23 protein-coding genes are annotated in these 22,172 nt (G+C 36.7%); 20 read left to right on the plus strand and 3 right to left on the minus strand.

Annotated elements, in window-relative coordinates; all coding sequences use genetic code 11:
* The first annotated feature begins 87 nt into the window (after positions 1-87).
* The 16 genes from namA (at position 88) to C1631_RS11230 (ending at position 15,260) form a co-directional block, all read left to right on the plus strand.
* Positions 88-1,140, plus strand: a complete 1,053-nt coding sequence (gene namA / locus C1631_RS11160) for an NADPH dehydrogenase NamA (RefSeq protein ID WP_109712143.1) — start codon at positions 88-90, stop codon at positions 1,138-1,140.
* 29 nt (positions 1,141-1,169) lie between these two features.
* Positions 1,170-1,460 (plus strand): DUF2752 domain-containing protein, encoded by a 291-nt coding sequence (locus C1631_RS11165; protein WP_109712145.1) that lies wholly within the window; start codon positions 1,170-1,172, stop codon positions 1,458-1,460.
* A gap of 176 nt (positions 1,461-1,636) precedes the next feature.
* A complete protein-coding gene (gene tssD / locus C1631_RS11170; RefSeq protein ID WP_027374496.1) occupies positions 1,637-2,041 on the plus strand; it encodes a type VI secretion system tube protein TssD in 405 nt (134 codons plus the stop codon).
* A gap of 148 nt (positions 2,042-2,189) precedes the next feature.
* Positions 2,190-4,118 (plus strand): type VI secretion system Vgr family protein, encoded by a 1,929-nt coding sequence (locus C1631_RS11175; protein WP_109712147.1) that lies wholly within the window; start codon positions 2,190-2,192, stop codon positions 4,116-4,118.
* Between the two features lies 1 nt (position 4,119).
* Positions 4,120-4,290 (plus strand): hypothetical protein, encoded by a 171-nt coding sequence (locus C1631_RS24035; protein WP_165828276.1) that lies wholly within the window; start codon positions 4,120-4,122, stop codon positions 4,288-4,290.
* A gap of 64 nt (positions 4,291-4,354) precedes the next feature.
* The gene (locus tag C1631_RS11180) at positions 4,355-5,392 is read left to right on the plus strand and encodes a DUF2931 family protein (RefSeq protein ID WP_228441172.1); all 1,038 of its coding nucleotides are present in this window, start codon (positions 4,355-4,357) and stop codon (positions 5,390-5,392) included.
* Positions 5,393-5,407: 15 nt separating this feature from the next.
* Positions 5,408-6,871, plus strand: a complete 1,464-nt coding sequence (locus C1631_RS11185) for a T6SS phospholipase effector Tle1-like catalytic domain-containing protein (protein ID WP_103248109.1) — start codon at positions 5,408-5,410, stop codon at positions 6,869-6,871.
* A gap of 34 nt (positions 6,872-6,905) precedes the next feature.
* Positions 6,906-7,949 (plus strand): LysM peptidoglycan-binding domain-containing protein, encoded by a 1,044-nt coding sequence (locus tag C1631_RS11190; RefSeq protein ID WP_103248108.1) that lies wholly within the window; start codon positions 6,906-6,908, stop codon positions 7,947-7,949.
* 101 nt (positions 7,950-8,050) lie between these two features.
* Positions 8,051-8,539, plus strand: coding sequence for a DUF4280 domain-containing protein (locus tag C1631_RS11195; RefSeq protein ID WP_103248107.1), 489 nt, complete (start codon positions 8,051-8,053; stop codon positions 8,537-8,539).
* Positions 8,540-8,550: 11 nt separating this feature from the next.
* A complete protein-coding gene (locus C1631_RS11200) occupies positions 8,551-11,343 on the plus strand; it encodes an OmpA family protein (protein ID WP_109712151.1) in 2,793 nt (930 codons plus the stop codon).
* Between the two features lies 1 nt (position 11,344).
* Positions 11,345-11,950: a hypothetical protein gene (locus tag C1631_RS11205; RefSeq protein WP_123966659.1), complete on the plus strand. Its 606-nt coding sequence runs from the start codon at positions 11,345-11,347 to the stop codon at positions 11,948-11,950.
* 4 nt (positions 11,951-11,954) lie between these two features.
* Positions 11,955-12,671, plus strand: coding sequence for a hypothetical protein (locus tag C1631_RS11210; protein WP_123966661.1), 717 nt, complete (start codon positions 11,955-11,957; stop codon positions 12,669-12,671).
* 53 nt (positions 12,672-12,724) lie between these two features.
* Positions 12,725-13,495 carry a hypothetical protein gene (locus tag C1631_RS11215; protein WP_103248103.1) on the plus strand — a complete coding sequence of 257 codons (771 nt, stop codon included), beginning with the start codon at positions 12,725-12,727 and terminating at the stop codon, positions 13,493-13,495.
* Between the two features lie 70 nt (positions 13,496-13,565).
* A complete protein-coding gene (locus tag C1631_RS11220) occupies positions 13,566-14,339 on the plus strand; it encodes an Asp23/Gls24 family envelope stress response protein (RefSeq protein ID WP_123966663.1) in 774 nt (257 codons plus the stop codon).
* Positions 14,339-14,899, plus strand: a complete 561-nt coding sequence (locus C1631_RS11225; RefSeq protein WP_109712154.1) for a LemA family protein — start codon at positions 14,339-14,341, stop codon at positions 14,897-14,899. Before C1631_RS11220 ends, C1631_RS11225 begins: the two co-directional genes overlap by 1 nt.
* Complete coding sequence (locus C1631_RS11230) at positions 14,880-15,260, plus strand: hypothetical protein (RefSeq protein ID WP_103248100.1); 381 nt, start codon at positions 14,880-14,882, stop codon at positions 15,258-15,260. Before C1631_RS11225 ends, C1631_RS11230 begins: the two co-directional genes overlap by 20 nt.
* Before the next feature lie 174 nt (positions 15,261-15,434).
* On the opposite strand, the gene C1631_RS11235 is transcribed toward C1631_RS11230, so the two are convergent.
* From C1631_RS11235 to C1631_RS11245, 3 genes are all read right to left on the minus strand, one after another.
* Positions 15,435-17,228: an endonuclease gene (locus tag C1631_RS11235; RefSeq protein WP_109712156.1), complete on the minus strand. Its 1,794-nt coding sequence runs from the start codon at positions 17,226-17,228 to the stop codon at positions 15,435-15,437.
* Positions 17,229-17,441: 213 nt separating this feature from the next.
* Positions 17,442-17,969 (minus strand): DUF4136 domain-containing protein, encoded by a 528-nt coding sequence (locus tag C1631_RS11240; RefSeq protein WP_103249578.1) that lies wholly within the window; start codon positions 17,967-17,969, stop codon positions 17,442-17,444.
* Position 17,970: 1 nt separating this feature from the next.
* Entirely contained in the window at positions 17,971-18,153 is a 183-nt protein-coding gene (locus C1631_RS11245; protein ID WP_103249576.1) for a C1orf53 family protein, read from the minus strand.
* Positions 18,154-18,193: 40 nt separating this feature from the next.
* Here C1631_RS11245 and C1631_RS24365 point away from each other — a divergent pair, with 40 nt between their 5' ends.
* The 4 genes from C1631_RS24365 (at position 18,194) to hemL (ending at position 22,165) form a co-directional block, all read left to right on the plus strand.
* Positions 18,194-18,520, plus strand: coding sequence for a hypothetical protein (locus tag C1631_RS24365; protein WP_109712158.1), 327 nt, complete (start codon positions 18,194-18,196; stop codon positions 18,518-18,520).
* A 301-nt stretch (positions 18,521-18,821) separates the two neighbouring features.
* Positions 18,822-19,730, plus strand: coding sequence for a 1-aminocyclopropane-1-carboxylate deaminase/D-cysteine desulfhydrase (locus C1631_RS11255; RefSeq protein WP_109712160.1), 909 nt, complete (start codon positions 18,822-18,824; stop codon positions 19,728-19,730).
* 15 nt (positions 19,731-19,745) lie between these two features.
* Positions 19,746-20,804: a glucosaminidase domain-containing protein gene (locus C1631_RS11260; RefSeq protein WP_109712162.1), complete on the plus strand. Its 1,059-nt coding sequence runs from the start codon at positions 19,746-19,748 to the stop codon at positions 20,802-20,804.
* 71 nt (positions 20,805-20,875) lie between these two features.
* Positions 20,876-22,165, plus strand: a complete 1,290-nt coding sequence (gene hemL / locus C1631_RS11265; protein ID WP_103248062.1) for a glutamate-1-semialdehyde 2,1-aminomutase — start codon at positions 20,876-20,878, stop codon at positions 22,163-22,165.
* The last annotated feature ends 7 nt before the right edge of the window (positions 22,166-22,172 follow it).

The following is a 22,172-nucleotide window of genomic DNA, read 5'->3' on the forward strand; positions in this document are numbered from 1 at the left end:
AAAAAGGGGCGTAAAAGTAGTTCTTTTTAATGAGTTGGGCAATATTTATTCTTCTTCCCGGAAATTCCAATTTTTAAAATAATAAAAATGTTATATACACCAATAAAATTCAGAAATATAGAGCTTAAAAACCGATGGGTAATGTCTCCTATGTGCATGTATTCATGTGAAAACGGAATAGCCAATGACTTTCATTTTGTTCATTACGGAAGCAGGGCACAGGGAGGAACAGGTCTGATTGTAGTAGAGGCAACAGGGGTAGAACCGAGGGGAAGAATAACCAAGCATTGCATGGGAATCTGGAGTGATGAACAGGCTGAAAAATTACAGCGCATTGTCAACTTTGTGCATGAAAACTCTGACAGTAAAATAGGTATTCAGCTGGCTCATGCAGGTAGAAAAGGCTCTACCTGGAATAATAAACAAATTTCAATCGAAGAAGGTTGGGAAACCATTGCGCCAAGCTCCATTCCCTATCACCCGTCAGAAAGAATTCCGCATGCTTTGAGTGCTGATGAGGTAAAAAAGCAGGTTCAGAATTTTAAAGAAGCGGCCAAAAGAGCGGTTAAAGCAGGATTTGATATCATTGAAATTCATGGAGCGCACGGGTATTTGATTCACCAGTTTCTATCACCACTTTCCAACATCAGAACGGATGAATATGGGGGTAGTTTTGAAAACAGAATACGATTTTTAATCGAGATTGTTGATGCTGTCAATGAAGTATTGAACGAAAATACAGCGCTCTTTGTACGTATTTCCGGAACCGAATATGCAGAAAGCGGCTGGGATATTGAAAGTAGCGTGGCTCTGGCAAAAGTTCTGAAAGAACATGATGTTGATCTTGTAGATGTTTCCAGTGGTGGAAATATTCATGGAGCAAAGATTCCTGTTTTTGATGGCTATCAGGTTCCTTTTTCATCTCAGATAAAGAATCAGGCTTCTGTGAAAACAGGTGCCGTAGGTCTTATCACCCAGGTTGATCAGGCTGAAGAAATTCTTCAAAACGGAGATGCGGATCTTGTTTTTATCGCCAGAGAGATTTTAAGAAACCCTTATATTGCCGTTCAGGGATCGTTTGAAATGAATGAAGAGTGCTTCTTCCCTCATCAATATACAAGAGCAAAGATTTCAACGTAGTTATAAGAATTATTCGAATAGTTTCAAAAATGAATATTGAAGACTTCATGCTGACTTGTCCCAGTAAAAGATTTCTGGGCGTAGAATGTCCCGGATGTGGTGCGCAGAGGGCTGTTGTTCTTGTACTTGAAGGGAGGTTTTCTGAAGCATTTCAGATGTATCCGGCAGTGTATACAATATTGCTTTTTTTCTTTATTCTTGCACTAAGTTTTATAGACAGGAAAAGAAAATATGGATCAGTGCTGATGGTCTTGCTCATCGTTAACCTTGTCATCATCATAGGGTATTATGTCTATAAACATGTTTTTTTGCACACTTGATAAAAAAAAGAGATAGTTATAATTTTGACAACAATGTCCGAATTTAAAAAGTCGTAGAATTACTACAATTTCCGAAACTCTTGCTTAAAAACTTTTCAGTTTAGAACATGAAGTCTATCTTTGTTTGTATAATTCCTACAGGAAGGAACAAATAGTAAAGAATAAAATTTAAGAATATGGCAGGAAATTCAAGAGGAATCTTAAAATTCAATGGAGGTGAAGGACAAAAATTATTAAAGCTTAATTACAGCGTATCAAGAGCTACAGACGTTTCAGGACGTGTAGCATCTGATCCGTCAAATGCTCTTATTAAAGTAACCATTGAGGCAACAGAAAAATCTGATGTCTTAGAGAGTTTACTAAACAGCAAATACAAGCCTACAACCGGAGAAATTAATTTCAACAAGTCTCATGAGGAGGGAACATTAATTACTTTAAAATGGGAAAACGGATATGTGATCCAGCATGAAGTAGATTTTGATGCATTAGACAGCAACAATATGCTGATCAGTTTTGTGGTAAGTGCCGAGAGCATTAGTTATGGAAATTCATTCTATGAAGGACTTTGGCCAATGAGTTAAGTCTTTTGTAGTACATTATAAAAAGACTGTCCTCATAAGACGGTCTTTTTTTACCTGTTGTACAGCCAGATTCTGCCGGATTCTGCCGGAATTTTATTTGTTTAAAATCCGTTAAAAAATTAAAAACCTTAACAAATCACTACACAATATGTCAATCATACCTGGAAATAATGCAGGGACTTTTCGTCCGACGCAAAATGCAGACGGTATATCTGAAAATCATCATACCGGAATCAACCGGTTGGTAAAACTCTCTCTTGTCATAGAGGGAAAGATAATCAAATACTATAAACATTTTAAACTTAAACAAAGTACAAGACGCCATCACGAGTTTACGCTTACATTGGCTCACGATACCTTGGGAGACAGGCAGACTCATTCATTGGAAGATGCCAATAAATTTCTGGGAAAACGGCTAACAGCCATTATTTCGTATAAAGATGTAGACAACAGTCCCGAAAGAACTTTCGTTGGGGTGATTACCGGCGTAGGATTCAGTCAGGAAAAAATGAGTCTGGGAAATATCGTACTCACCGGAAACAGCCCGACAGTCCTCCTTGACGGAGCTCCTCATATTCAAAGTTTTGGGGGAAATCAGCCCGTAAACATGGGAATTATCGCAGAAGAAGTTATCAAACAAGGAATTGATAAAAGCCGTTTTGATATTAGAATTGATGCCAATAATTTTTCACAGATCATTTACAGCAGTCAGTATGATGAAACCCATTATAACTATCTGGCAAGAATGGCAGAAGCATATGGTGAACAGTTTTATTACGATGGCGAAGTTTTGCATTTCGGAAAGCTTCCTCCTCAGAATAAACCGATCATATTAACTTACGGAAGTAGTGCCAATGATATCAAGGTTGAATTGAAAGCAGTACACACCAGACCACAATTCTATGGCTACAACAGTAACAAAAACGAAAAGCTAACTTCGGGATCAACACCTATCAAACATGTGGGTGATCTTGCCAAAACAGCCTATAGCCATAACGATTCTATTTATAAAACACCAGCACTACAGGTCGCTCCAATGAAAGCTTCGACCCATCTTGATGTGGAGTATTCACAGAAAAGTGCATCAGGAAGTGAGGCCGTAAATGTTTTTTCTGTTTCAGGAAATACAACCGTTCCTTTTCTTCACCCAGGTTGCGTGGTAGATATGCAAATGCGTAAACCGGATTCCAATGAGACGTCTTATTTCACAAGAATCATGATCACCGAATCAGAACATGAGATCGACACCATAGGTCACTATCATGGAAGCTTTGTAGGAATCGCAGCAGATACAGGATTTCTTCCAAAACCGGAATTTATCGTTCCTAAAGCCGAACCTCAGACAGCAACTGTAATTTCAAATACAGACCCGGAGAAGCAAGGCAGAATTCAGGTGAGATTCGATTGGCAAACTAATGATACCACTCATTTTATCCGAATGATGAGCCCTGACGCGGGAGGAACAGACCAGATTACCCAGAACAGAGGTTATGTAGCTATTCCTGAAGTGGGGGATCAGGTCATGGTCAACTTTGTTCATAGCCATCCGGACAGGCCTTTTGTCATGGGAGGAATGTTCCATGGAGGAGTTGCTTTGGGAGGAGGCATTAATAACCATTTAAAGTCGATACAAACCCGAAGTGGAATCAGGATTTTAATGAATGATGAGGAAGGAAGTGTAAAAATTCTTGACCCAAGCGGAAATGTGTATTTCATGGATGGTAAAGGAAATATTGATATGAAAGCCCCAAAGAATTTTACATTAAATGCCGGTGAAAATATCAATATTACAGCCGGAAAAGAAATTTCAATCGGGGCAGGAAATAGTATTACGAGCAATGCCAATGATGATATTATTTCTACGGCAGGACAGGATATTGTACAAACCGCTTCCGGTGATATCAGGGAATCTTCGGACACCAGAACCGAAATGGTAGAAAAGGAGTTTAAAAGACAATCCGAGACTTCTCATGAAATTGCAGGAGAAATATCCATGTTCAGCGAACTGGAAAATATGACCATGCAGAGCGGAAAAATCGTGGAATTCAATAGTGCTGAAAAATCAAAACTATTCTAAGATGGCGATCAGAAAAACTGCGACTAATATTCAGGTTACCGTTAAAGATTCCTATCACTTAAACGTTGGGAAAAAGGTAGAAAAGATTGCGAAAAAAATAAATGTGGAAGCACAGAGAGAAAATCTTATTTTATCGAGTAATAAAAAAATAATGTCTCATGGGAATAAATAAATTGAAAACCTTCATTCTTTTCATTGTATGCAGTTTCTCATTAATCAGTTGTCAAAACAAAAAAATGGAAGAAAAATATAAATGGACCGGAACGTTATCTGCTCCTAATGAATACCCGATGCAGGCTTATTACGGAGAATTGATCGCCGATGATTATCAGTATCCTTTTTCTGATATCTGGGGAATTGCCGGCGGAGGCTGGGGAGAGCCCGGCAAATATGGCGGTGGAACTGATAACCTTGTAAAAGTTCCTCATACCTTAGAATTCACCTGGTATTCTTTGGCGGAAAACAAATTCTATGCAGGCCATTGGGAGCTGGATACCAAGAAAATTACCCAATTATTTAATGAAGGGTTCAGTAAGACTTATTTTGATTCCTTAAAAAAAGGAACCTACGATACTTTTATCATTGGCCTGGGACCAAAAGGCAAATTGATACTTTGGTTATATGGAGATGGACATCAGGTGGAAGTAGGGCATTTTCAGGGAAAAGAAATAAAAATTACGCAGGCAGAAGCTTATGATAAGTTTAAATATGTATTTGAACCTAATTATAGAGAAGATATCCTCAATGACCCGGGAATTGTAAATCCTGCTATTACCCAAAAAATAAAAGAAGAAGGTTATCCAGATCCAACACTGTATGAAACATTCAGAGAAAAACTGAACTGGAGTCCTAAACTTATTTTACCGGCCGGAAGTACTCTCGAAAAAAGAAATTTTTATATGGCCAACGGAGAGCGTGAAAGTACACTGCAAGATAATTCAGCCCCGAGTTTACCATATGCAAAAAGAGCGGTACCCTATTTATTCTATTTTCAATGGAAGAATAAAGATGGAAAAAAAGAGAGCTCACAGATTGTATTTACAGGTAATCCTGAATACATAAAACAGACCAGTAAAATTTCTAATGGTACATTCCTTCCATTAGATTTTGAGAAAACAGATATGTTTAAAACCTTTGAACAGCTTAATAAAGAAATCAATACTGACATTGTAATAGATGTTAGTAACGGCAGTGATCCGGAAGTATATATAGAACAAAATAATAATAAGTTTCCTGTAAAGCAGATGGCTAAGTACGTCAAATCTGTTAGATAACATAAATAAAAGCTTATGTCAAATGTGATTTTTGGGAATTATAGTCCTGAAGAAAAAACGGAGGAATCAATTGATGCTATTTTTGGACTTTTCTTCGATGGTACTTTAAATAATAAAATAAATACTAAGGAGAGAGAAAATAACACTGAAATTTATAAGAAGAATGGCATTAAAACATGGAAACAAAGACAGATCAGTGAAAAGAAGGATACCAGTTATGATAATGGTTGGAGTAATATAGCACGAATGTCTGAATGTTGTAAAGCTGATTACGCAATTTATATTGAGGGAATAGGAACTGAAAACTACCAATCTGATACTAATGGAGGTTTTGCTTTTGGAAGTGGAGATACGGGAGTTCGTGGAAAAGTAAGAAAGGGGTGTGAAGAGTTGACAAAAAATATAATTAAGAATCTAGGCAATAAGAATACTGTACGAACTCTGATACTTGATGTCTTTGGATTCAGCAGAGGAGCCGCTGCCGCCCGAAACTTTGTTTATGAAATTAATAAAAGAAAATATGCGGCCAACAAGAAAACCTATACCAAAAGAAAAGTAAGCGTTACCTTTTACAGTGATGATGACGGAAAAGAAGTACCTATCACCCAATTGCCTGCAAGAGGGCATTTGGGATTAAAGCTAATGGAGGCTGGAATTACTGTAGATCGAATTGTGGTTCGTTTTTTGGGAATTTATGATACCGTATCATCATATCACCCCAATTTTTCTGCAAAACCTAACTTTAGTAATGATATAGAAGAGCTACATCTTGATGATATAACCTCAGCTAAGAAGATCGTACACTTTATCGCAACTGATGAACACAGGGAAAATTTTGACTTGACCAATGTAGCTTACGATACAGATGCAAAAGGAAAAAAGCAGGTTCCTGTTTTTTATGGGGAAGAAAAAACATTTCCGGGAGTGCATTCAGACATTGGAGGAAGTTATTTATCCGAAACAGAATGGGTGAGAGAAATAGAAACGGACTGGACCGATAAAAGGGATCTTAAACCTCTTGAAGACAGACTGGTTGCTGAAGGATGGTATAACAGAAATCAACTCTCCTACATTGGAGGGAATGCATACTTTGCATTAAAGGGAGTCAGAGAATTATTGCATACTTACAGCTATATTCCTCTCACATTTATGACAGAAAAAGCAAATAATGAGAAATGTGAGCAGATATCCATGACGAAAGTAAAGAAGACTTATGATTTTTCTAAAGACACGCTTCTGGTTCGGGTTGAAAAAAAACTAAGGGAATATGTTTTTAAAAATGGAAGACCTTATGATTTCAAATGGGTGGCCGATCTAGATAAAAAATATAACAATAATAAAACCAGCCCTAACTATGTAAGAGAACTGGCAGAACAGAAAGATCTCAGAGATTTAAGAAATAAATACCTCCATTGGTCTGCTGACCGATATGCCATAGGAATGGATCCCAGATCAGACAGAAAAAGGGTGGTACATTAAAAATATAATCAATGTGTTGTGAAGCAGGATAATTATGCAGAAATTCAATATACATACCGTTAAGAAAAATGATACCCTAAAAAGCATTGCTACCCTTTATGGAATAGATAAAGATGCTTTGAAGTTATTTCACAATAATCTTTGCAGTGTAAGGGATATGGTGCTGATTGAGCTGACCGGACAAAAGGAGATTTTCATCCCGAGAGCTGCGGTGGCTGATCAGAATAAAAAAGTACCGTTGGGGCGGACTAACAGTCTGATCTTTAATCCTGCCAAAATATATAGAAAATACGGAGCGGTAATCAATATCGAAAACGGAGACCACCACAACGAACTGAAATATGAAGCATCCGTGCGTTGGATCCGGAGTGAAAATGGACTTCATTATTTTGAAATAGACAGAATTTCCAAACTGTACCTGAATGAAGAGGAAGTGAATGAAATTGCAGATATGCTGGCCTATCAGACCTCAAAAGTTTTATATCCTTTGCTGATCAGTACCGATGAACAGGGGAAATTTAAAACCGTAGAAAATCTTTCAGTGTTTAAGGAGAGGTGGCCTGGAGTAAAAGAAGAAATATATAAGGAATTCGAAGGTGAAACTGTAGATCGCTATTGCAGACAGATCGAAAAAGTACTGGAAGCTCCCGAAACGCTTAATCTTTATCTTAAAAATGATTATTTCATCAGAACATTATTCTATGGGATTTATCAAAAATTTGGAGAGAATTTTAACACAGAAGAAATTGAAAGCTTTCCGATCACAGATAATCCGATAGAACCAAAATATAAAATAAAACTGGAGCTTGACCCTCTCAAAGATGATCATGATCTGATCCGGATAGACGGAACCGGAAAATTGCATGAAGAAAGATCAGTATCTGATTTTATGAACGGTGCACCTTTCTCAATGATTATTGACGATGATGATCCGGTAATAAACCATGATGGTGAGTTCAGAATGCGATACTACCTTGATGAAAAAACAATCTTCCCCGCATCTATGTATCTGGAAAGCAGTATCAGATTAAGAGAAGAAAAGAAGATATCTGTTTCTATTGCGACAATATCTGAATAAAAAACAAACCAAATGAAAATTAAATTAAGAGATAAACTTTCAGTATTGGCTTCAAACTTATGTTTTAGCCTGTACCCCATAAAAAAAACAGAATTCTAACCATGGCAGAAAAACATATTGTAGTACAGGGCGCGATTTGCAAATGCCAGTTCGGACAAGCTCCGGATAAGCTCAAAGTACTAACCCATCAGAAAGAATATGCCAATGATAAGGATGCCTCTAAAAAACTGATCGTTACAACGAAAGAAATAGGAGGTGCCACATTTGAAAAAAATACGTTCGGTAACTGTACAAAAAACGGAGGGCCACCACCGCCTTGTAAAATTATGGTTACAGAATGGCAGAATTTTTATGATAAAGTACAGTTAAGTAACGGTGGATTTATCATTGTTGAAGATAGCAAAGCAATTTGCGCGGTTGCAGGAAGCCCTTGTATTGAAATTATAGACCATGGGCAAAGAACGGAAGCCAGTCAGCAAAATTTCAAAAATGCCAATCCTGAGGTACAACAACAGATCAATCCTTTAGTAGATGCTGAAGAGATGCGTAAAGAAGAGAAAAATGATGAAGACTCATCAGATGATTTTTAAACAATGATTGTATGGCCAATAAAGGAATAAAGAAAATAGATATTGCTCCGAGAGCTGACAATGCAAAAGTGGTAGCCACTAATGGGGATGTTATTGGAGTAGAACCTGGAAAACCCATCCGTTTTACCGTTTCAGAATGGTATCCCGGAACTCCTGATGCAGACAAGAAAAAAGAAGTCGTTTGGATCAGACAAAAATCTTCAAGAAAAACAATCATAGAGCAGCTGAGAAGGCCGGCAGGCTATGTTTTTGAATATAAATTTACCAAAAAAGAATGTGGAATTCTTAGCTATTATGTAGAGGCAAGTTTAGGGGGAAAGCCTGATACCGTCAACAAAGTAGGAAAATATATTTTCGGATTCTGCCCACCAAGAATTGTAGATTCCAAATGGAGTACAACAGAAGGCGGAAAAGACGTACGAAAAGAGTACTATTTCAGTTATGGACATATTATTTATCTTTATCTGGGAACAGAAGGCCTGAATGGTAGAAAAGATCTGAAAATAGAAATATACAGAAGAATAAGACATGGAGGAGGATCAAATGATGATCTTCTGTTGAGAACATTAAATGACGTGGAAGTAAATGACGGGGAAATTAATGTTAAAATCCAGAATACTTCCCAATGGAAAAGTGCAATCAAAGACATTAAAGATGTTGAAGAACTATATGTAAAAGTAAAAGATTCCAAAGGGAAATACATTGTAGACGATAACAATGATGATATTCACGCCCGGTTTTTAAGAATCAAAAATCAATTGGTAGCTCAGGCTCCGAAACAGCCTCAGAATGTAGTTCCAACCAAAGTATACATGCCCGACAAAAATCTCGAAAGATATGAACCATGTAAATTTGAAATGATCAAAATTACCGATGTCACTTTTGATAAAGATGGAGAGGTTAAAAAGCCCATTACTGTTTTTGATAACGGAAAAGGAGTGAAAAATACGGCGGCAAAGGAAACCATCCATGCTACCATTTTTTATGAATTCAATTCTGCAATTATTGAAGGGGACGGAGAAACAAAATTGAATAATATCCTTCGTTTTTTACTGGAACATCAGCATTCTACCATTACAGTAGACGGGTACGCCTGTGTCATTGGTAAAATGGAGTATAATAAAACTCTTTCCCAGAAAAGGTCGGATATTGTAAAGAAGTTTTTTACGGATGGAGGATTGGATCCTAAAAGAATTAAATCTCTGGGGAAAGGAGAAGTAAACCCTACCGATGATAAAAAAGGAGCTGATAATATCAAATACAAAGACGAAAAAGATTATAAAAATAACCGTAGGGTAGATATTTATTTTGATTATTTCCCTCACGATGCCAATACCATCATTTACCATACCATTGGTCCCACTGCTACGACCAAAAGAAATGTTACCATTGAAGTAACGGATTTTGACACCAAGGCATGTTTCAGAAATAAAGCACTTCATGCTAAGGAAATAAGACTGGTAGATATAGGGCAGGTAATTGATGCAGGAGATAAAGAAAGAAAATTTGCCCCTCCGTCTTTTAATTATCAGGTATATTCAGATTTGTCGAGATTTAATGCACTACCTTTACAGTATATCTGGCCGGAGTGGACCACCCCAAACAAAATCCATCTCCATGCTCATAGTTGCAGATTTTACAGCAATACAGGAAAAACAACAGTTTTAATGAATGTTTTTCCCGATATCAAATGGGATTTTCACTTTTTTCTGAATTTAAGCAATGAGCTGAGTGTTAAATGGCAGAATCTGTCTCCCAAGAAACACCAGGAAATGCAGAGCAAAGCAGGTAAAATCGGAAATGAAAAAAGAAATAAGGAAACAGCTGTAGACTTTGGAGTAACCATGGAAGCCAATTGGGACAGGGTAGCCAGTGATAAATATAATGGCCATTTTGATGCTACTTTTAAGTTCGAAGATAAAATAAAATGGTTCTACAAGGTATTCAGCTCATTGAAAGAATTTTCAAAAGGAGTTACAGACCAAACCAAAGGGAAGATCAGAAAGAAGAGTTTTAGCAGTAAACTTCCACTAACCATTGAAATGAAACCTCCTAATTTTTGCTTTGGAGGAGAATGGCAATTGGAAAGAGGGCAGAAAAATAAAAAACCGCTACCAACGATTGGAACAGCTATGGAACTGTATTTTAAAGCAGATCCTCTGATTGGTATAGACCTTACGATTGATCTGCTTGATATGCTCATACAGGCAGGAGTAGGAGTAGTGAGTGGTGGTACAGCCAATCTTGCAGCGAAACAAGTGCTGAATGAAGTAAGGGCATGGCTGGCAGATGACGACCATCCGATCACTTTAAATATGTACATGGATTTAAAAGTTTTCGGAACTATTTCCGGACAAACCAAGCTGAATTTTAATACCAATTCTGATGCAGGCGGAGGAGATGGGAAGTTAACAACCAAGATTGGTCTCGAATTGGATGCAGGTATTGAAGTAAAGGCGAAATTTGTAGTCATCATTGCAGAGGCTTACGCGGAAGGAAAATTAAAAGCAACCGGAAAGGCTACTGCTACTTTTGGCCAGAATTTAGTCTATGATCAGAAAAGCAGTACACAAAAAACATTATATTACAGACCGGAAGTGAAATTTGACGGGCTGATAGCAACGGTGGTAGTAAAAGCCAGTGTTGGATTGTATATCAAAAAAGGATTTTTAGAAACTGACCGCAAAATGGAATTGGTTGATTTTGATAAAACCTACGAGATAATTCCTGAATTTGATGTGATTAAAAAATTAGAAAAACTGACAGGAATATCCGCACAAATACCATTCATTCAAGAAGGATAATATGAAAAATATAATACTGATAAGTACATTACTATTGTTTAATTGTTGCAACTCCCAGTCCAGAATAGAGTTGTCTGATCTGAAAATGGAGGTAACGAATGAGTTGATGATTAAAAATACAACAAAACAAACTGATCTTGAACAGACGACAGGGTATCCTTATTACAATACGTATAAGGTAGATCAGTACAAATATGGAGAGGTCCAGTTTGTATTAGATTATCCCAAGGAAAAAAAGTTTCTCAAAAGTGAGATCGGATTTCTTGTTAATAATCAGAATGATAATCTACTTCAGGGATATTTTATTGTGACCAAAAATTTCAAAGAAAGTGAAGCTCTGATGACTGTGCTTAAGAAAAAATATGGTGAACCTAAAGTAATCTCAGAAGCGGATAATGCATGGCCTTATTCCGGATATTACTGGAAGGCTACTAAGGACGGTTTTGACATTTTATTAGAACAAATTAAAAGTAAAGTCACTATCGGTCAGAAGGAAACAAAAGGCGTTGAAACCAATTTGTATTTTGTGAAAACAGGAATGCATTATGGAAATATGGAAGATCGCGAAACAGTGTTACAAAGTTTTATAACCACTCATGAAAAATAATGCTATGAAAAATTTGAAATATGTAATCATATCAACCATGTGCTTAGGACTCTCATCATGTGGTCAGCAAGGAAAAAACGGAGCCCCGCAGGCTGAGGTCAGAAATGATACGCAAACAGGCCCCTTTAACCTGGCATCTCTTACCATGGGGCAGAATATTAATGATATCTTAAAATCCGGAGGATTAACGACCAAAGATACCGTTCAGACCGATGAAATTACTTTAATCGGAAATGAGAGACTGGCATTTTCCACAGAAAAAATACTGCATTTTAACGGAATAAGTTTAGATGGAAAGAACAGTAAAAACACCAATAAAGTACTTTTGCATTTCGGTAAAGTAGATCATGAAATAGGTCCGCTTGCCAATGAAAAAGATGATGAGCTTGGAATGTATCAGCTCGATATTTATACAGAGAATGAAAAGAAAGCTCTTTTTGAGAATTTAAACCAAACCCTTCAGAAACCTATATTTGAAACACAACATGAAAGTTTTGAATCTGAAGTAAAAGACAATGAAATCATTCAGACGCCCAATAAACTGAAACAGGAAATAGCCATCTGGAAAAACAATGATGTCGTCTATTACTACTGTGAAACCCAGATAGACAATAAACCGGATGAATATCGCTGCAACCTGTTTGTTTTTAAAAGTAAAGAATGGAAAGATCTGCTGAAAGGATCTGGATATCCGGATCTGGATAAAATTTCTTTAAGCTAAACTAAACTTAAAAAGACTCTTTTACATTAAGAAAAACACCTTATAAAACCGCTATGCAGCAACCTTATTACGTCATCGACTTCAGTGCTTCCGCATGTATGCTGGAGATCCGTGTGAATGATTATCCTGTGATTCATATGAATATTATCCATCAGGTTTCCACGATGATTCCCATCAACTATACTATCCTTGAAAGTGGAGAACAAACGGTAACAGCTTCAATCCTTCCCATAGCCGGGAAAACCGAATTGGATAAAGAAGCCGAATTAAAGTTTAATGTAAAATTGTTTGATGTAACCAATAACTTCGTTTTTGACAGTCAGTTTGGCGAGTATCAATCAAAACCGGTGGAAGATCAGAAACTACCGGTTATCAGACATAATGCAACCTTTAAAGCAGAAGTTCCTTACATGCTAAATGCATGGCAGAAAGGAAGAAATCTTAAAGATGTTAAAGATATCAGAGAAAAGCTTGAGCTGGCTTACAATAAAATTATCAGACAGATTCAGAGCGGGAGATATGAAGACTATAAAAAGATGATTGCAGCCAGAGAAGAAAATATGGCAAAATCAATGTATCTTTCAACCGGAGAATCAGAAGGAAGATTTAAAGAACTCCTGCAGGAATTCAATGCCGGAATGCAGGTGCAGCCTTTGCCTCAGGATGTCGTGATGATATACTATGCCCATGATAAAGCAGCGGTTCTGAGACGATTAAACGGAGATTCCGCATTATATCTGGTGGATCCTAAAACCAGAGAAGAACTGATGCTGGATATTTCATTTTATATTCCGGAAGGAAAAGAACAATTTGAAGTTATTTAATGAGTAAAATAAAATGTAATTTGAGACATCTGGATAAACAAAACATAAGATTAATAACCAGGATTAATCAATGAGAAACAACAGAAAAATATTATTTTTTATTATCGGAATCGTTGCATTCTGTTGTCTCTACTTTGTCCTGTGGCTGATCTTTAAAGAAAAAATGCCGTTCCATGAATATCTTTCAGATTTTTATACCAATTACGACAGCTATGCTGAACGGATTTTTGTTTTTCTTCCACTGGGAATTTTTGCCATTGTTGCGCTGCTTATCCTGAAACCTACATCTGCAAAACGTTTTCTGAAACTACAAGCTTCTCTTCCCACCTCAAAAATACAATCTATCGCCAAAGGACTGGTAGAAGTGGAAGGCATTCTGGTGATGAATACCGCTTTATCTTCACCGGTAATGAACGAAACATGTATCGGATATTATTATACCATTGAAGATATTGACAGGGATTCAGAAGGAGATGTAAGCTATACAACCATTCACCGGGAAACAAAATGCAATCCCTTTCTGATAAAAGATAATACAGGAACTATAGAAGTGGAACCTGACGGAATTGAACTGGTTCTTCTCGGGGAAACCAATATCAGCAGTAATAATAGCAAAAGGTACAAAGAAACCCTCTTAAAGGACGGCCAGAAAATGCTTTTGGTAGGATATGCAGATGCCAGAAACGGAGTTCCGTTTATCAGAAGAGATAATCATCACAAAGTATTGGGAATCACCTCATCATCAGGAATTGATGTGTGGAACAAATATCAGCCATTGCTGAGGTCATTTTTGTTTATTTGTTCAATTATTCTTTTAATTATAACCTATATACTCATACAATAATGAATCAGACTGTTGCAATTATAATACTTATAGTACTGGGAGTATCCATCATCAGTTTTTTGATCAGCTTATACAATAAACTGGTGATGCTGAAATTCAATGTTGAAAAAGCCTACGGTAATATTGATGTTGTTCTAAAGCAGAGGGCTGATGAAATTCCCAATCTGGTCAACGTTGCCAAACATTTCATGAATTACGAAGAAAATGTACTGACCCGTCTTACAGAGCTTAGAACATCCTATAATTCGGCTACCAATTCAGATAAAAGAACAGAAATAGCCAATGAGACATCAAAGGCTTTGTCTTCATTTTTTGCTGTTTCAGAAAACTATCCGGATTTGAAATCCAACAACAACTTTCTGGAACTACAAAAAAGAGTTTCTGAGCTTGAAAATAAAATAGCAGACAGAAGAGAGTTCTTTAATGACAGCGTCAATCTTTACAACATCGGAATCCATGAGTTTCCCAATGTATTATTGGCGGGAATATTAGGGTATAAGGACAAAACTTTACTGGAAATAGCAAACAGTGAAAAACAATATGATGGAGTTCAGTTTTAATACTTTTTTTGGCCTTGAAAGAGAAGTGACCGAACATCCTGAAATGATTATTTTCATGGCTATGTTTCTTCCGCTACTATGTTTAATACCTGTTTCATTAATAGGATGGGTTTTCAGAAAGCTGAAAATTAATATGTATATCATCCATGTATTGCTTTATACTTTGATGTTTACTTTTTTCGTAGGAGTTCTTACCATTTTTATCCTTTATTTTATCACAGACAAAAATGCTGTGAAACTCATTTATTGCTGGTTTACTGTTTTGATCGGAATGTTCTTCTTTAGTCTGACCAATACCAATACCATCACTAAAATGTTTGCCGATTGGTCAAAAATTATTAAAGAAAAAGAGAGGATGTAAATTGAAAATGGATAGTTGAAAATTGAAAATGAATGCAGTATGATTCTATTCGAAGTTATGTTGATAGTTCATCTATGCTTCAGTAGTGTTATTAATCTCTCAATGAATCTTTATATAAAAAAGCTGGTCTCTGTTTTCAGGACCAGCTTTTTTATATTTCATTATATTCTTGATTTACTTAGCCAAAAACTGCATAGTAACACCATCCAGTTTTAAGATATAAACACCCTGACCAAGATTTTGAGTTCTGATCGAATTTCCGTTCTTAAAAGGCTGGTGAATCGTTTGCATTACTTTTCCCTGCAGAGTATAGATCTCCGCTTTTTTCACGTTCTGAATATCACCTTTTACTGTTATTTCCTGATTTGTAACCGGGTTGGGAGAGATTTTAAAATTCGGGGTTGCCGTTTCTGAGGCAATGGCTTGAGCTTGCCTGGCAGCTCCTCCTGAATAGCACGTCCATGTCAGGTCATCAATCGCTACTCTGTTGCTTGCTGAAGTATTAACTAGAGATACTGTTACATTTCCTGAAATATTGATATTATTGATCGTTGTAGTAGCTACTGAAGTACTGTAAGGGATTGTTCCCACTGTAGTACCGTTTACTTTCACGTCAAAAGTACCGTTAGTTCCTGAAAATTTAAGCTGTGTTGTTACAGTTAAAGAACCGATACCGTTGCCTGAACTTCCGGAAGTTAAAGATCCGTTTCTTACAGTAATGGCTTTTGCATTGATCGTCTGATCTGTTCTTGCATCCGTGGCATTCCATGAAATTCCATTATTTGTCCATGTTCTGGTGGTGTAATTAGAAACACTGCTTGTCGGGATGGTTTCAAAGTTTTCACTGGCACAATCTGTTGACGGAGTGGTTGTTCCCGCATTAGTTGTTCCTGAAACTGTTGCGCTGTTAGAAGAAGAATTTCCGGCTGCATCTTTAGCAACAACATAAAAATTATAAGTTGTAGAAGGGCTCAATCCTGAAACTGTTGCTGAAGTTGTATTTGCAGTAGTTTTCAAACTTCCGTTCATGTAAATGGTATATGAAGTAACCCCTACATTATCAGTAGATGCATTCCATGAAAGGGAAATACTGTTGGCTGTTTTTCCACTTACATTTAAGCCGGTAGCTGTTGTCGGAGCCTGAGCATCACCAGTTGGCTGTTGAGATCCCCATATTTGATTAACATAGGCAGGATTATCAATAAACGGATTTCTATTGCCCTGATAAGTGTAAGAAGCATTATTTCTTTTGATTTCTGCCTGAGAAACAGGATCCTGATTATGCCATGCCAGAAGAGTATTCAACTCCCAGGTTTGTAATCCCGGAAATGCTGAGCTTCCTAACATATTTCCCGAAGCAAAAGAAGAAAGTTTGCTCTCGTAGCGGGTTACAAAATAAAAAATCATTCGGGCTACATCTCCTTTAAACTCGTCAATTGGCTCAAAAACAGTCCCGGAATATCCTGACGAGGATGAACTGCCAAGCTTGGAGCCGTTTTTAGATGTAAATGTTGCACTCCCCACTTTTCCGTAAGGATAGTTGCTTCTCATTCCGTTTACTTTTCCATCAGTTGCTCTGATGAAATGGATATCTGCAACCATAGGAGAGGACTGATTAAACAAACTTTGAGGAATCACATGCTCCCTGTTATAGCAATTTCCTTCCGTAGAATATGTGCCACATTGATTAGATCCGGGGGTATATTTATAAGGATCAGCTCCCACAGGTTTTTCTGAATAGATGTCAAGAATTGAACCGTCATTTTCGTAATCCTTGTCAATATCTGTCGTTTTATAGGCTGTCCATAGTCCGTTATATCCTTTATCCTGATGACCACTGGAAATGATAGAGCTTAAAGCAGTTTTTAATGGAGCTCCACTTAATCCGTTGGCTGCATTGTAGTATCCTGCAGGTGCCTGAGCGTGTGCAAGTCCCGCAAAGACAGAGAATAGAATAATTTTTTTCATATTAATATAATTTCAAGCAAGATTACTATATTTTTATGAATAAAAAATGACATTATCATTAATTTTTAAATGCATTGCATCAATATAAATGATAAGGTCATTAAACATGCAGAGTATCAATGACAATACCAATAGAAATGGGCTTTAACCCATTAAACAAAAATGCCGGCACATCATTGCACCGGCATCTATATATTAATAAATGATTTAAATCTATTTCCTTTGTGGCGGATAATTCTTCATGATCTCAGCCATGATTTCAGGAATCTGTCTCTGCTTCGCTTTTGGTGAATCTACAGAAACTCCGCTTCCTATACCTTGCCAAACCAGCTTATTGGTTTTGGAGTCAATAAGGTCAACAATTAAAGCTCCTTCATTATAATTGCTTGTCCATGTTCTGTTCATACCAACTCCCCATCCGAATGGGCCACCCCATCCCCACATTCCATATGGTGAGGTTGTATTGATATCTGTGATTTTTTTGTGATTAGCTTTTACGTTGACAATAAGATCAGGGTTTTCTCCGGACTGAAGTCCTTTGCTTTGCAATTGTCTTGACAACTCATTCAAAACTCTGTCTTTATCAATATCATTCAACTTTAGATCATCGATTCTTATTTTGTATGTTTTATAAGAATTGAAATTGGCAGTTTCAGCATAATCTGAACGTACCTGAAAAGGGCTACAAGAAGTTAATCCCAATGTAGCTGCTGCCAACAAAATAAAAATATATTTTTTCATTTTATTTAATTTTTTTATCATTTTTAATGAATGTATCCGTCTTTTTATCGTACCCGTAAGGACAGTGTCTGCAACCACTTTTACAACAATACCCTCTTTTCAGATGGAATTTTTCTGTAAAAACCTTGTATCCCTGTTCATTATAGTAAAAGTCTTCACCTTCTTTGATGTCATAATGAGCCATAAGTTAAAAGCTAGTCAAAAAACTTTTTATATTTGTTACTATGATAATTGTATGCCAAAAGCCATTAAAAAGATTAAAAATTAACGGCATTGCTCTCTTTCCCTTTATCTTTGTTAGGAAACCCGAAGATAAGGAAAATAATGTATTGATCAATCACGAAAAAATTCATTTGCGACAGCAACTGGAAATGCTTATTATTTTCTTTTATGTTTTCTACGTCATTGAATATTATTACTGGCTTTTTAAGCTCAAAGACGGATATCTCGCCTATAAAAGAATCTCTTTCGAAAGGGAAGCTTATACAAAAGAACGTGATTTGAATTACCTCAGAAACAGGAAATTATGGAGTTTCCGAAAATACATATGAATGATAAATACATTGGATTAAATTTAAATAGGGCTTGGCTACATCAATAGAAATGGGCTTTAGCCCATTAAATTTAAAAAACATTCCATCTGGCTTTAGCCAAAACCTAAAATTCAGACACAAATTACACAGATTGTTTTCACAATTGTTATCACTATGATCGCATACGATCTCTGTAAATCCGTATCATTTGTAGTTAAAAAATTATAAAATAGTATAAAAAAGTTCTTCATTGTTTTATAATACCTCCCACCAATAAATCTTTTGTTAATTTTACAGTCATAAATATGAGCAACAAAAGATGCTATTACAACCCCCGACAGAAACGATTCCGATACAGGAAATACCTATTGGAAAAAACATAAAACTCTTTATCAAAAGAGAAGATCTGATTCATCCTCAGATTTCCGGAAATAAATACTGGAAATTGTTTTACAATGTCAATCATTATCTGGAAACAAATCCCGAAAACCCTTACATTATTACTTTTGGAGGAGCATTCTCCAATCATATCTCAGCAGTTTCGGCAGCAGGAAATGTAGCTGGGATTCCAACATTAGGAATCATCAGAGGAGAAGAGCTGCAAAATAAATGGCGTGATAATCCTACTTTACTTTTTGCAAAAAGAAACGGGATGAACCTGAAATTTGTCACCCGGGAAGAGTATCGTCACAAAGAAAAACTGACAGAATTCCTTCAACAGGAGTTTCCGGACGCATTGATCGTCCCTGAAGGCGGAACCAATGAAGATGCTGTAGAAGGCATAAAAATGATGCTCAATGAGCAAACAAAAGATTTTGACTATCTTTGCACCGCAGTAGGAACTGGAGGAACCATTGCCGGAATTTCAAAATTTTGTGAAGATAATCAGAATGTTATAGGATTTAAGGTCGTTGACGATGCTTCACTGGAAAATAAAATATTTGAATTAACTTTAAAACGGAATTTTAATCTAATAGATTCAGGTTTTGGAGGTTATGGTAAAATAAATGATGAAAATGTACGTTTTATCAATGATTTTAAAGATAAATACAACATTCCTTTAGAGCCGATTTATACAGGGAAAATGATGCAAAGGATTTTTGAGATGATTGAAGAAGATTATTTTCCTGAAAACAGCAGAGTTTTATGCTTTCATACTGGAGGATTACAGGGGATTGAAGGGGCTAATCTGCTTTTAGAGAAACAGAATAGAAATTTAATTATATAAGTAAAATTGAAAAACATGAAAAGACTTTTCCTATCCATAAGCCTTTTAGTTTTATCAAAATTTTCTGCCCAAACCTGGGCAACCGAAGATCAATACATCCAAAAGTTTGCTAAATATGCAGTAGAAGAAATGGAGAAATATAAAATTCCTGCTTCTATCACATTAGCTCAGGGACTTTTGGAAACCGGAGGCGGACAGAGCAGACTCGCGCTTGAAGGTAAAAATCACTTCGGTATAAAATGTAAAGAAGACTGGACCGGTAAAACAATGAAGCATACAGATGATGCACCTAATGAATGCTTCCGTGTGTATGAAGATCCAAGACAGTCTTACGAAGACCATTCTATATTTTTATCCACGAGAAAATACTATGCAAATCTTTTCAACCTGGATATGAAGGATTACAGAGCGTGGGCATATGGTCTGAAAAAAGCGGGCTATGCAACCAATCCACGTTATGCATCTATCCTTATTACCAAGATTGAAAAGTACAAATTATACGAATACGACAATACCAGTTCTAACGAAGTATTGTATGCTGTTCTTAAAATGTACCCGGATCTGAAAGACGACAGATCTTTTATGGCTCAGCTTGAACCGTCAAAGTATGCAAAAAAGACAAAGGAACCGGTTACGGTAGAAGTTCCTTACAAGCAGACTTCTTACGCACAGCAACAGAAAAGAGTAGAGAGAATCAAAACAAAAGCAGAGATTCTTAATTCAATTCTTATCAAAAGCCATCCGAATGACGGTCTGAAATATATTGTAATTCCTGAAGACACCAATGTACAGTTTATTGCCAACAAATTTAAAGTAAGCGAAAGCAGATTGATCAAATGGAATGAACTGGAAAATGGAATCTTGAAGAAAAATGATATCGTTTTCCTTGAGTCTAAAAATTCTTCCGGAAATACCGCTACCTACAAAGCTGAATCTGGTGAAGATATGCATGACATCGCTCAGAAATTCGGAATCAAATTACATAAATTATATGCTAAAAACAGGATGGATGAAGGGCAGCAGCCATCTGCAGGACAGCTGATTTATTTGATTGATAAAAAACCAAGAAACTAATTTTTTTGTTGAGAGTTTTCTGTTGACAGTTACATGCCAACCAAGAGCTGTCAACCCGCAACTAAGTATATATGAAATACCAAAGAAGTTCGGCTTTATTTGATGAAGCCTACAAATACATTCCGGGAGGAGTAAACTCTCCGGTGAGAGCATTCAAATCTGTGGGAGGTATTCCCGTTTTTATGAAATCCGCAAAAGGAGCTTACCTTACTGATGCAGATGATAATACCTATATCGATTACATCAATTCATGGGGACCTGCAATTTTAGGACATACACATCCTGAAGTACTGGAAGATTTGAAATTACAGGCCGAGAAAGGATTCTCTTTCGGGGCTCCTACAGAACTGGAAACCGAGATTGCCAAATTCATTATCGAAAACGTTCCGAATATTGACCAGATCAGAATGGTTTCTTCAGGAACTGAAGCTTGTATGAGCGCGATCAGGCTGGCAAGAGGATACACAAAAAGAGATAAAATTGTAAAATTTGAAGGGTGTTATCACGGACATTCAGACTCATTCCTTATTAAGGCAGGGAGTGGAGCTGCAACTTTCGGAAATCCAAATTCTCCGGGCGTAACGGCAGGTACAGCTAAAGATACATTACTGGCTCGCTACAACGATTTTGAACAGGTTGAAGATTTATTCCGTCATAATCAGGGAGAGATTGCTGCTGTTATTATTGAGCCTGTTGCCGGAAATATGGGATGTGTTTTGCCTGAAAATAATTTCCTTCAGAATTTAAGAAAGATCTGTGATGAAAATGGTGCCTTATTGATTTTTGATGAAGTGATGACAGGTTTCAGATTAGCCTTCGGTGGGGCACAGGAACTTTTCAACGTCAAAGCTGACCTTGTAACATACGGGAAAGTTATTGGTGGAGGGCTTCCGGTAGGTGCTTTCGCAGGAAGAAATGAGATTATGGATCATCTGGCTCCAAAAGGAGGTGTATATCAGGCTGGAACATTGAGCGGTAACCCATTGGCTATGAGAGCGGGATTGAAAACCCTTCAGCTGATTAAAAATGATCCTGAATTTTTCAACAGATTGGCAAAAACTACGGAAACTTTAGATTTTGAAATCGGAAAAATTTTAAATGAAAAAGGAATTGCCCATAAAATCAACAGAAAAGGTTCCATGATGTCTGTATTTTTCCACATCAACAGAGTGTCTAACTTTGATGAAGCACAGGAAGCCAATCATTCATTATTCAACAACTTCTTCCACCAGATGCTTACCAATGGAGTATATCTTCCGCCAAGTGGGTATGAAACGTATTTCATCAGTGATGCAATCAAGGATCAAGAAATTGATATGACACTGGAAGCAGTAAGAAAATTTGAATATTCAAATAAATAAAAATAAA

It is taken from the genome of Chryseobacterium phosphatilyticum (assembly GCF_002899825.2).
Lineage (GTDB): Bacteria > Bacteroidota > Bacteroidia > Flavobacteriales > Weeksellaceae > Chryseobacterium > Chryseobacterium phosphatilyticum.